This window comes from Paenibacillus sp. JNUCC-31 (genome assembly GCF_014844075.1).
Lineage (GTDB): Bacteria > Bacillota > Bacilli > Paenibacillales > Paenibacillaceae > Paenibacillus.
On record NZ_CP062165.1, the window covers coordinates 250,850 to 263,590 of the forward strand.

Annotated in this window: 9 protein-coding genes; 2 read left to right on the forward strand and 7 right to left on the reverse strand. The window is 40.4% G+C overall.

The window, feature by feature from the left end:
* Positions 1–201: 201 nt before the first annotated feature.
* The 6 genes from JNUCC31_RS00970 to JNUCC31_RS00990 all read right to left on the reverse strand — a co-directional run bounded on the left by JNUCC31_RS00970 (position 202) and on the right by JNUCC31_RS00990 (position 6,693).
* Positions 202–1,095, reverse strand: a complete 894-nt coding sequence (locus tag JNUCC31_RS00970; RefSeq protein ID WP_192267713.1) for an alpha/beta fold hydrolase — start codon at positions 1,093–1,095, stop codon at positions 202–204.
* Positions 1,096–1,113: 18 nt separating this feature from the next.
* On the reverse strand, positions 1,114–1,275 hold the full coding sequence (locus JNUCC31_RS33040; RefSeq protein WP_228469416.1) for a hypothetical protein: 162 nt from the start codon (positions 1,273–1,275) through the stop codon (positions 1,114–1,116).
* 58 nt (positions 1,276–1,333) lie between these two features.
* Entirely contained in the window at positions 1,334–1,945 is a 612-nt protein-coding gene (locus tag JNUCC31_RS00975) for a DUF2239 family protein (protein ID WP_192267715.1), read from the reverse strand.
* A gap of 565 nt (positions 1,946–2,510) precedes the next feature.
* Positions 2,511–3,311 carry a Cof-type HAD-IIB family hydrolase gene (locus JNUCC31_RS00980; RefSeq protein ID WP_192267717.1) on the reverse strand — a complete coding sequence of 267 codons (801 nt, stop codon included), beginning with the start codon at positions 3,309–3,311 and terminating at the stop codon, positions 2,511–2,513.
* 954 nt (positions 3,312–4,265) lie between these two features.
* A complete protein-coding gene (locus tag JNUCC31_RS00985) occupies positions 4,266–4,520 on the reverse strand; it encodes a hypothetical protein (RefSeq protein WP_192267719.1) in 255 nt (84 codons plus the stop codon).
* A gap of 433 nt (positions 4,521–4,953) precedes the next feature.
* Positions 4,954–6,693 (reverse strand): ABC-F family ATP-binding cassette domain-containing protein, encoded by a 1,740-nt coding sequence (locus tag JNUCC31_RS00990; protein WP_192267721.1) that lies wholly within the window; start codon positions 6,691–6,693, stop codon positions 4,954–4,956.
* 313 nt (positions 6,694–7,006) lie between these two features.
* Here JNUCC31_RS00990 and JNUCC31_RS00995 point away from each other — a divergent pair, with 313 nt between their 5' ends.
* Complete coding sequence (locus JNUCC31_RS00995) at positions 7,007–8,161, forward strand: response regulator (protein ID WP_192267723.1); 1,155 nt, start codon at positions 7,007–7,009, stop codon at positions 8,159–8,161.
* Positions 8,119–11,295 (forward strand): hybrid sensor histidine kinase/response regulator, encoded by a 3,177-nt coding sequence (locus tag JNUCC31_RS01000; protein WP_228469418.1) that lies wholly within the window; start codon positions 8,119–8,121, stop codon positions 11,293–11,295. Before JNUCC31_RS00995 ends, JNUCC31_RS01000 begins: the two co-directional genes overlap by 43 nt.
* A gap of 69 nt (positions 11,296–11,364) precedes the next feature.
* Here JNUCC31_RS01000 and JNUCC31_RS01005 read toward each other — a convergent pair.
* Positions 11,365–12,692, reverse strand: a protein-coding gene (locus tag JNUCC31_RS01005) for an IS3 family transposase (RefSeq protein WP_416234357.1) whose coding sequence is annotated in 2 segments (ribosomal slippage) — positions 11,365–12,323 and positions 12,323–12,692 — 1,329 coding nt in all. Because the reading frame shifts where the segments join, the coding sequence is not laid out codon by codon here.
* Between the last annotated feature and the right edge of the window lie 49 nt (positions 12,693–12,741).

The window sequence follows — 12,741 nt, forward strand, 5'->3', positions numbered from 1 at the left end:
TCCTGCACCTCAAAGAATACGGGGACGGTGCTGTAGCTTACCAGACCTTCAAATCAATTTTCGTGATTTGCATGTTTTCTTATCTCACTAGCTCGATCCATAGTTACGTTTCGAGTACGTTTCGCGGTTGAGCGGATGCTCTTACGGTCAGGGCGTCTACTGTGAATCTCAGACACCGTCTATTCCACTTTTTCAAAGGTGTTATCCCTTGCGCCGGGCTGTCCGTTCGATGCCATCAACAATCGTTTGGAACAGTTGCGGTGGCAGATCATGTCCCATGCCTTCAAGCAACATGAACTCTGCACCAGAGATGGCTTGCGCCGTATCTTTGCCACATGCGGGGACAAACATCGGGTCGTCCATTCCATGAATAATTAATGCTGGAACGGTTACTTTTGCCAGATGCGGACGACGGTCGCCAGAAACGGCAATTGCTGCGATTTGTCGCCCAACACTGCCCGGGTCATAAGCTCGCTGGACTTCCTCTCGAATGAGTGAACGATACTCGTTCTCTTCAAACGGATAGCTGGTGCCGGCAATGCGTTTGGCAAAAGCCAGGCTATGTGCCAAATATCCTGCCTCATCCTCCATCGGATTCGGTGCAGGCCGAGTCATCAACGCCATGACTTCCGGAGATGTTGGGGGAAGCTCGGGATTTCCTGTTGTCGACATGATGGAAGTAAGGGATAGAACTCGTTCCGGGTATCTGCTGGCTGCAAACTGGGCAATCATGCCGCCCATTGAGCGCCCAACGAAATGTGCCTTTTTAATCCCAAGGGCGTCGAGCAGTCCGACCGCATCGTTAGACATATCATCGAGTGTATATGGAATATCCGGGCGCTGTCCCGACATAAGTGTTTTAGCAAGTTCTTCAAAATCCAATGTAGCGTAATGGCTAAAGTGTGTGGATAGACCGGTATCACGATTGTCAAAGCGAATGACTCTAAATCCTCGCGCCACCAACATTTCACATAATGGAACGGTCCAACGGATCATTTGGGTTCCCAGCCCGGCGATCAGAAGAATGGTTTCGTCCGTTTCGTTGCCATAGCTGTCATAGGCGAGATCAATACCGTTTACTTTCAGAATATTCATTGTTGTTTTCTCCTTCATTTAAATGAATTTAGGAAGCTCTGTTATGGGGAGCAAGCGAGAATCTTCGATGGCCGCAGTCCGATGTCCAATACCTGCCAAGTTCGCTGTATGATTCGAAAAAGCAAGAAACGACTGCATGTTGCTCTTACGAATCAACATGACAAGATCCCACACTTTCATGTAAAAAAGGCAACATGTGTTATTTTTTCTGCTATTGTCAACAGATTTGACGTTGTTCTTAGGTTTCTTCCTCTATGAATGCATTCTCGGCTAATGTTTTGATATGGTCTCTGATATCGGGTGCCCAATCGTCAATCAATTGGTAAAAACGATCCTGATTCCCGGCATATAGTGCTCTTAAGGCCTCTTCGTGCTGAGGGAAATCGCCCGCCATTGCCGTCATAAAATGGTAACTTGCTTCTTGTGCCGTTCGTACCTTACTCTCATTTTTCCCAGAACGGCGAGCTTCATCGACCAGTTTTCGCAAAGTTACAGAAGCTCCTCCGGGTTGAGATTTAAGCCAATCCCAATGTCGAGGAAGTAAAGTAACCTCACCGGATACTACCCCCAACTTTGGACGACCAACCCGCCGCGTTGGTTGTTCACTTTCTTTCTCATCCGGTGTATGGCCAGCCTGATTGCTTAACCGTTGAAGTACCTCAGCTGTTTTTCCACGAAAATCAATATCAATTGGTTTTCCAGTAAAATCGTCAAAGATAAGCAATTGGGCAATTTCCCTATCCTCCAGGGTATCCTTTACGATAGCAACAACGTGCTGCAATGTCCCTTTGGCAATGAGTTGTCTCCCTACAAAGGCAGTACAACTTGTTTGTGTTGGTTCAGTCTGCATGCTATACCTCCTTTTTTACAGCTCTTCTTCAATGATTATACCCGGGTAAAATTTAATGTCAATATCACCCGGGTATAATTGCTTGGACGTCTCAATTCGTCATACCCTTTCCAGAGTACCTGTACTTTTTGGTTCATTACCAGTCTTATTGAAGTATTTCTTAATCCTGTATATTAAGACTCTTCTGCATTTAGGTATGCCGAAGCAAATTAATTACATGTATGCCTAATCGACATTCTGTACAAGTTCTTGTCCAGAGTCGAAGACAAGAACCTGTACGGTTAAAAGAAAAAAGCCGCTAAATTAGCGACTTCAATGGGACTATATTCTTTTCCCCGACAATATGCCATTATCAATTGACTGTTTTGCTGAGCACTTTGATGCTGATGTGGACTTGGTGTGGCTCTGGTAGGCGAGTGCGGACGCAGCTCTGATTCTCCACTCACTTTGCTAAAAATTAATGACCACAAGGAACAAGTTCTTCTCCTCCGACACCAATAGTTGCCTGTAGTTTCCAAATTGCCCCTGTCACTTCAAACATGCAATACCCGTTGACAGATAAGTATTACTGTAAATCCAGTATTTTTTGAACTGTTAGAAGAACACCATTCTCTTCGTTTGACTTCGTAATGAAGTTCGCTGCTTTTTTCGTATTTTCACAAGCATTACTTACTGCAAAACTGTATTTGGCGATAGTCATAAGCTCCACATCATTCTCACCGTCACCAAATGACATCGTTTCCTCGTATGTGACACCCAACATCTCTTGCAGTTTCTTAACGGTCTCCCCTTTATGCGTGTGCAATGCCGTAATATCCAGCCATTTAGCCTCCGAGTCAACAATGTAAATTTGTCCACTCAATGTACCCTCAACATGAGCTCTTAATGCTGTACTTCGTCCTTCCGAATCAAAGACCGTAATTTTGATAAAACGACTCTCGATATTTTCAAAGGAATCTATTTTTATTACACGTTCATAGGAGCCTTTAACCACTTTGTACATATCTTCTGCAATGGAAGAATGAACGTAAGCAGCATCGCTTGCACAGACGATAAGAGTCATCGTTTTGTCGAAGTCTTGAATACGATCAATCGCCTGCAGGGCGAGATCCCGACCAATGCTGAACTCTTTAACGACTTCACCATCTTTTTTAATTCGAGCAGCACTGTCACCCAGGATCCAAACTCCTTTGCCATGCTCGTCAAACAATTTTTCAACACGTTCACATTGTTTCCCGGTGCAAGCGACAAATGTAATTCCTTTTTGCTGCATCTCTGCATAAACTTTTTTGAAGAGTTCGACATCGTACAGACCTTTATTGTTCAGAAACGTTCCATCTAAATCAGTGACTACCAGTTTAATCATAGTTATGACCTCCATGTTTTAGTTTGACCTATTTTTCCTTTTGATTGAAATGATCTTCTTTATTCAAACGCTTTATAATGAATATTTAATAAGTGTCCAAAAAAGATTCATCAGGAGTTGCCACATGTATGATGTGTGATCTCTCGCTACAATGCAAGATTAAAATATGTAACTGGTTTCATGTCAACATTTTTTTTGCGAATGTAGATTGGTTGCTTTCTTGAAAGAAGCGAACTTGGGTCTATGTCCTTGCTTCACGACAAAAAAACCGTTGATCATTTCAGATGACGGTTTAATACATTCCATTTTATCATTCTCTTGAAGTATCTTGTTTATTGTAAGTCTTATAACTAGCACACTCATCGGTTAGTCGACGCTGCAAAGTACGATTACTCATGCCAAGTTCCTTGGCGACCATGTGTACATCAAGACTTCCTGCACTGAGCTACGCTTCATAATCCATTTGACCATCTCCGACAAGGAACGGTTTCCTTGATGTTCACAAGATTGATCGGTAACTAACCTTTTCAAATCTATTGTGCATTCCTCCCCATCTTCATTCATCTTTATACTTTCAGGAGGACAAAGTTGTTTATATCGACGATGGTTGTACCCCCTCCGGAATATCGAAATTGCAATCCTGGAATGACATTAACTTCCACGGACGAGGTATTTGCCGGATGCTGTCCATTCAGAATCTGCACTACCGTGGGAATTTCATTGGATCTTTCATAACCGGCTGAATCGTTACCCCGGCGCTATGACTCAATACCCCGGGCGTGTTGTAATGTTTCTTCCATTTCAATATAAAATTGAACTAGTAGAGGGTAACTATTCCATAACTGTAGACGTAAAAAGTCGTGAGTTATGATGAACTCACGACTTTCTAATCATCCGATTACAACCACGGTGTAACATTAACCCATTACCATTGTATGTACTTCCCGAATAAGCTTATAACATATGATCTTCTTTCTTTAATTTTCTTATCTGACTCATCTCTTTCCTAATTTCTAGTACGCGTTTGTGCGGCATACTTGGTTCTAATGACTCAGCTTCTACATTTTTGTATCGGATATCCAATTCATTCAATTGTTCCAGAGATGTTTTCTTGTTTGGATCTGGGCTAACTTGTTGTGTTCTAGGCTTGATCGATTTTGATCTCTTCGATTTCATGATTTGTTCAAATAAACTGTCTTCTTGAACCATTGCACATTCATCCCTTAGTCTGTAATGGTTCTATTGTAATCAATACTTTATATTTTGCAAACTACAAATTTGGAATCCCGCGAAAGGTTCCCGTCCCTGCTCATTATCTTCTGTTTTATATAAAAGTGGCACATCAAGTTTTTATCCCTCTACATGCATAAAGCTTGCAACCCAAAAAATGTTGATCTTTATCAGACCAACATTTTTTAGTTCGCTTTTAAATTATGTTTTTACTATAAATATCAATTGAACTTGCGCTGTCTTCTAATTCTTCATAATCAAACCAATCGAAATCGACTAATGAACAATTCTGATGATGGCCATTCTGGTTCAATGCTTCTATAAAATTAGGATCTGCTTGATCGCTTCCGTACAGACCAATGTAGGGCCCTATTCACTGTCACTGTAATCATTTCAATCAGAGAGTTGTAATTTAAAGCAACTTAATTAGCTCTTCTAGCTCATCAACCAATAGCTTTGCAAGTTCAAAATTAGTATCTTTTAAAGCCAATTCAATTTTCATTTCAACTGATTTTTTCTTTTGTTCCGTTTCTAAATAGTCTTTGTTAAAATGACTCGCATAAATCATCTCTCTAAATTCTGGCATACTCATTTTTCTAATCGTCTTATCGTCAATGATTAAAACATAATCCATCCCATTTACAACAGAATAGAAATCATGCGAAATCATGAGAATCGCACCTTTATAGTCCTCAATGGCTTTCTCCAGTGCTATTTGTGTATAGGTATCTAAATGGCTTGTCGGTTCATCCAGAAGCAATACGTTTGCTTTACTGGCAGACACTTTAGCCAATTGAAGCATGTTTTTTTCTCCACCCGATAAAGATTCTATCTTTTGAGTAAGGATTTCTCCTTCAAAGCCATAGTTTGAAAGGTACGATCTAATCTCATCGTACGTTTCAAACCCGGCATCAATGAAGTCGTTTAGTATTGTATTGGAATCCTTTAGCATTTCACCTTGAACCTGTGATAAATAAGCCACTTTGACATCGGGATTGATTTCAATTGAAGCATGATTATTTTTAAAGATTTCTCGGAGTAAAGTCGTTTTCCCGGTACCGTTTGGACCGATAATGGCTACTTTATCTGTCGATTTTATCTCAAAGTTAACATTGTCTAAAAGCAACTCATCAAAGGCAACGCTATAATGATTGACGTCAACCACAACGGTCTCTTCCATTTCCTTATCGATACCAAAACTGATATTCGGCTGCTTGATATCGACAAACGGCTCTTTTATTCGACGTGCTTCCAATCTCTCTTGGAACTTGACTCTGGCTTTTAACGCTCTGCCTCTGGAGGCTTCCGAATTATACGTGGCGATCTCTCTAAGATTGTCGATGATATGATCGTATCTCTCAATTTCTTCAGCTTCAGCAACTGCGATTTCTTGTAGCTCGATCTTAGTCTGAAGCAGCGAGAAATTGTAATCAATATATCGCCCATCAAACTCTTGGATCTCCGTGTTTTCAAGGTGTATAATTTTGTTAAAACAATGATTCAACAGATATCGGTTGTGCGTAACCACCAGCAGCATGCCCTTGTGGGAATTAATCAGCTTTTTAAGCGCATTTAGGTTTTCAAAGTCCAAAAATACATCGGGTTCGTCCATAATCATTAAGTCTGGACGATTAAGCATTTCCTTCATCACTTGAATAAGTTTGAATTCCCCACCACTCACGTCGGATATACTAAGATCTTTGAGCTTCATGAGGTTGGCCAGGTTTAGTTGCTTATTAATGGTGTTTTCGAAATTATCTCCATCCATCGAATCGAATGCGTCTAGAGCGAATTGAACTTTTTCCAGCAACGAATCCATATCCGATGTGGTTTCCATTTCAGCATAAATCGATGTGATTTTATCTTGTATCTTAATAAATTCTTCTCCGATATATTCAAAGACGGTCATTTCTTTCGTTTTGTCAACTTGCGAGAACTGACTGACATACCCGATTCTGCAATCCGGGTCTATCTCTAACTTCCCCTCGAACAAATATCTTTCCGGGTCCAACAGTATATCGATCAACGTACTTTTCCCACTGCCACTCGTTCCGATAAAAGCGCAATGTTGGCCCTCTTCAAACGTAAATGAAATGTTTTTATATAGTTCTTTTTGCGGAAATGAAAAGGATAAGTTTTCAACTTTTATCATAGTGTTACCTTTCTTTACAACTAAAATGGTGACTGTATTGTCGAACATAGACTTTTAGAGTAACACTGTTTACCACCAAGTTCAATCCATTTGTAATCCTTACCCTCACTTCGAAATTCTAATACTTTCTTTAAAATGGTGGCTTGTTGGATGATTTTCAGAATCAACCATGGCTTATGATAATGAAATCCATCAAAAACGATCAACTATATGGGGTTAACGGAACTTCATATTTCGAGTTTATATTCCATTTTTCAACATCCGTGATAAAATTGATATAGCTAAATAAACTCTATACAAGGAGTATTTATATATGAAAGCTATTCTTATTGACGATGAACTTTTAGCGTTGTCTTATTTGGAGCTTCAATTAATGAAGATGGATAACTTTAGTCTTGAAATTATTGGTAAATTCACAAACCCCTATGATGCCATGGCTATAGTAAAACATACTAAAGTGGATATCGCGTTTATTGATATTGAGTTACCTGAGATAAATGGTATTGAACTAGCAGAACGATTGTTGGAGGATCATCCTGGTCTGATGGTGGTATTTGTTACAGCCTATCAAGAGTACGCTGTGGAAGCCTTCGAATTAAACGCCATGGATTACATTGTAAAACCGGTCCGTTTTGATCGGTTGTCCAAAACGATGAATCGGATATTGAGCAAGAACAGAGTCAGTTTTAATAACCCTGACCCACATCCACCCCTTAGGATGACAATGTTCAGACAAGTCATGATAGAGGAGCCACAATCACCTGGTCAATTTTCGTTAATGCAATGGAGAACATCCAGAGCACAGGAACTTTTCCTGTATCTACTTCAGCACAGAGGACAGCTAGTTCGTAAATCATTTATCGTGGACTTACTATGGAGCAATATAGATTTAAACAAGGCATACTCACAACTGTATACAACGATTTACCATATTCGTAAAAGTCTTACCCCCTATGAAAAAAGATTTCAGATAAAGAGTGCAAATGAAGGTTATCTGTTGGAGCTAGATAATATTATTTTGGACGTAGCAGTATGGGATGACTCTTCACAGACTATTGATATTTCAGAGAATTTAGAGCTTTATCTTGAGAAGATGAGCAGCTATACAGGTGATTATTTGCAGGAATACGATTATTGGTGGGCCGAGGGAGAAAGGCAAAGACTTAAACAATTATGGTTAAATACGGCTTTACGCTTAGGCCAGTGGTATGAGGATCAGCAGAGATTTAACGATGCTTTGGCATCATATTTACAAATACGCCATCTATATCCAATGGAGGAAAAGTCTTCATTTGCCTTAATGAAGCTGTATGACAAGATGAGCGAACCACAAAAAACTCTGGAGTGTTACCAAGAACTTACGACACAACTAAAAGAGGAATACGATATTCCTCCAGGAAACGATATTCAACTATGGGTTAAGGAATGGAAAAAGAAACAACTTCCCTTAAAATCAGCATTTTTATAAACCCCACTATAAAGTATAAAAAAGGATTGTTAACGTTGCCATCATTCTTTCATATTAAGAAAAACATATCAAAACACAGGATGGCTTGGCTTATCCTCATTTACTTATTAGCTTTAATCAGTATGAGGCTGGTATGGTATACGGAGTTCTCCTCTCCCAGTCAGCCCCATGCAATTCAGGGAGAACTTGATTTATCTCACTGGAAATTTGATGATCAACAGACGGTCACACTGAGCGGGCAATGGGACTTTTACCCGGATACCTTCATGCCTTCCAGCACATCCTTTAATGACACATTACATGTTGCGAATTCAACAAAGGTTCCTGGTACTTTTAATGATACGAGTCCAGAGTCCCATTTCGGAACTTATCGACTTCGCGTACTTTTGCCTACATCAAATACGTCCTATGGCATTCATATTCCTGAAATAAAGACTGCTTATCGCTTATATATTAATGGAAGCCTTTTATATGAATCAGGCCATCCTGATGAAACTTCGATTGGAACGATCTCCAAGGTTGTACCCTATACAGGTAACTTTACAGTGGAGCAGTCCACAATGGATATAGTCATTCATGTCAGTAATTTTCACTATCATAACGAAGGTGGAATTATTCAATCCATAAAGTTTGGAACTCCATATTCTGTTGTGAATGAAAAACATTTTAGCGAGAATATGCAATTGCTAGTCTGCATTATTCTGCTGCTTCATATGTTATATATCGTTATCCTGCTTTTCGTCGGTCACCGACAGAAAGAGATCTTTTATTTTGCCGGAATTATTCTATTTGCCTTGATTGCTACGTTAATGGATGATGACAGAATGCTGCTTCAGTGGTTCCCGATTAATTTTGAATGGGCAATACGCATGAGAATTATTGGATACTCCGCCCTTTCATACTGTCTAGTATTGTGTACAAATCACCTGCTGACTGTACATAGTTTTAAGAAACTGATTTTTATTTTTTCTATTTTCTTTTACTCATATGCAACGACTACGCTTTTCTTTCCTATAGGTTGGCTGGATTACACGTCTAAGATTCTAGGTGTTTTTATGATCTCAGCTATCTTACTTGTACCTATTATTTCTAGACAGGCCGTCAGGACAGGTCAAGAAGCAGCTATTTCTATCCTACTAGCCGGAATTGCCGTTTCGTTCAATATGGTATTCAGCGGATTATTTAAGTCTTGGTTTGATAAAGATCTGCCTTATTACCCTATTGATCTTATTGTAGCTTTTGTTGTTTTTGCCTCCTTTTGGTTTGTGCGCTTCACTAAAACTGCAATACGTGCTGAAAAACAAGCGGAAGAGCTCAAAAAAGTGGACAAACAAAAAGATGAGTTTCTCGCTAATACGTCACATGAGCTTCGGAACCCGCTCCATGCGATCATTAATATGGCTCAATCGATTATTATTCGGAGGAGTAGTAAGCTAGATGCACCTGATCATGAAGATTTGATGCTAATTACTAAAGTTGGGCAACGTATGTCACATCTGCTCAATGACTTGATTGATATTACCCTTCTTAAAGAAGGCCGGATTACGCTAGATACAACAAGTGTCTCTTTACCTGCAGTGGCAAAGGGAGTAGTCCATATGCTGAACTATATGACGGTGAATAAGAACGTGAAGCTACAGAACGAGATTCATGATTCATTGCCTAACGTTGCAGCTGATGAAAACCGACTTACCCAAGTTATGTTCAACTTAGTTCACAATGCTTTGAAATATACGAAGGAAGGCAGTGTTTCCCTTCGTGCGGAGACCCAGAATGAAGCTGTTTATGTCCATATTATGGATACGGGAATTGGGATTAACGAAGAAATGCAACAAAAAATATTCTCCCCATATGAACAAGCTGATTCCAGCATAACTTCTCAAGGTAGCGGCTTAGGTCTTGGACTCAGCATATGCAAAAAATTAGTAGAACTTCATGGCGGAACATTGGAGCTTAAATCTGTGCTTGGACAAGGATCTGTCTTCACATTTTCCCTACCTCTTGCAGAGGCCATACCAGCTATAAAAGGTTTAAAGAACGGTGAAGTGATAGCGGGGCATTCTGTTCAGTTCGTACAAAACGCGATGAACGTAAATATGGAAGCAGCTGTTTCTTCAGAGAATAGATATAAGGTAGATAATGTCACGGGGGCTATCCTTTTAGTTGATGATGATGCCATCAATTTGAAGGTTATAAAGTCATTGCTGGAGCTGGACAATTATGAGGTAACCGCCGTAAATAGTGCTCAGAAGGCCCTTAAACAAATTAGCCATAAACAGTGGGATCTGGTTGTAACGGATGTCATGATGCCGGAAATGTCCGGTTACGAGCTTACTGAAATGATACGTAAGAAATTTACTATTTTCGAGCTGCCTGTACTGCTATTGACGGCAAGAATCAGACCAGAAGATATTCATACTGGCTTTCTTGCGGGTGCTAATGATTATTTAACAAAACCGGTTGAAATGGTAGAGCTACAGTCAAGAATTCGCGCATTAATCCATTTTAAACAATCCGTTGACGAGCAATTACGCATGGAAGCTGCATGGCTCCAAGCTCAGATTCAGCCTCACTTTTTGTTTAATACAATCAATTCCATTGCTTCGCTTAGTCTATTAGATCCAGATCGCATGATTACAATGCTTGAAGCATTTGGTGACTACTTAAAGGGAAGTTTTAATTCGAAGAATTTAGAACGTCTGGTACCCCTGTCCCATGAACTTGACTTACTACGAGCATACTTATATATCGAAAAGGAACGGTTTGGAGAACGATTGGAAGTGGAATGGAATCTGCCTGATCATTTGGATGCAAAACTTCCGCCACTAACCATCCAGCCTATCGTAGAAAATGCAATTCGTCACGGAATATTGAACCGTACAAGTGGAGGAAAGCTAACCCTATCGGCTTCGAAAGAAGAGGATTACATCAAGTTCATTATACATGATAACGGAGTCGGTATGGATGAGACAAAGCTGTCTTCCCTATTAGATGGCAAGAAAAAAGCTGGGACATCCGGTGTGGGATTAACGAATACGGATCGACGCCTTAAAAAAATTTATGGACAAGGCTTAACGATTCAAAGTATACCTGATGAAGGAACTACGGTTTCATTTATCGTACCGAACCCATAAGAACAGTATAAAAAGAAGGAGCGAGCATGATTTAAAATGTACCCCTTGTAAAGGACAATTAAAAAAAGGTTAGGCCACCTCAAGCTGCTGCCTGTAACGCGCAGGCGGCAGCTTCTTTAAGTTCCATTGACCTCGATAATGATTGTAATAGATCATGTAGCTTTTCACTTCTTGCGTAACTTCTTCCAAAGTCATACACGTTTTGAAATTCGTTTCATCTTTAAAATGCCCAAAGAATGATTCTTGTGGAGCGTTATCCCAACAGTTTCCTCTACGTGACATGGATTGACTTAGCCCCATTTCTTTCACAAGCTTTTGGAACTTCGGATTGGTGTAGTGAAATCCTTGATCCGAATGAATCAAGGCATCCGAGGTGAGATGGCGATGTTTCTTGAGTTGTTTCAACGTGTCGATCGCAATGTCCAAACCAAGTGAAGCAGAGACTTCATAGGCTAAAATTTCATTCGTTTCGGCGTCTTTTATCGTGGACAGATAGGCCCGCTTGTTTTTCCCATAGGTTAAATACGTGATGTCGGTTAAGAGAACTTGACCGGCGACCCCTGGCTTAAAGGCTCGCTTTAACGTGTTGGGACAGGTTCGATGCTCTTGAGTGGCTTTGGCCATACGTCGTGCAGGATTGGCTTTTCGAATCGGACAAACGATGTTGTACTTTTGCATGACTCGACGGATACGCTTGAGGTTGTATGTAACTCCATATTGGTTCTCCAGCGTCATTTTGATTTGACGAGCTCCCTTCTTCCTTCCCCGGTAACGGTAGGCTTTCAGAAGAATCGCTTTGACGTTTTCATCGTTTTGTTCCTGTTTTTGACGATGTAATTGAGCATTTTCACTACGATATCGATAGTAGCCCGAACGTGAGACCCCGGCGATTTCACATAGAACATGCACCTTTCGCTGGAGAGGGTATGCCCTCATCATCTGTTGAATCAGTTCGAATTTTTGCCACGTACTTAATTGAATTTCTTTTTTCTCATCTGCCTTTCGAGTTGATCGAGCTTTTTTAAGAATTCATTCTCCGCTTCAAGCCATTTCATTTTCGCTTCTAAACGGGCATATTTTTCTTCGAGACTTAATTCGCGGGTCAGAGGACGTCCTGAGGCGTGTTTTCTAGCGTCTGTTAATCCTGCAGGTCCTTGTTCCTGAAAAGCCGCACGCCATCGATTGGAAGCCTTTCGAATCCGGGTTGCCCCCAAAACGTCAATGGCAAAGCCCGCCTCCTGAAAAATCTCACTTGGAAACTTACCTTGATTATACTCTTGAATAAATCGTTCTTTAAAAGCATCCGTATATGTAATGGCTTTAGCACTGACATTTTTCACATAGGGATTTGTTCTTAACTGAGCTTGCTCTTGAGTTGTAAATAACTTTTTAGACATCCACTTTGACCACCGCTCGTTTTTTATTCATTGTACACAAAAAAGACCC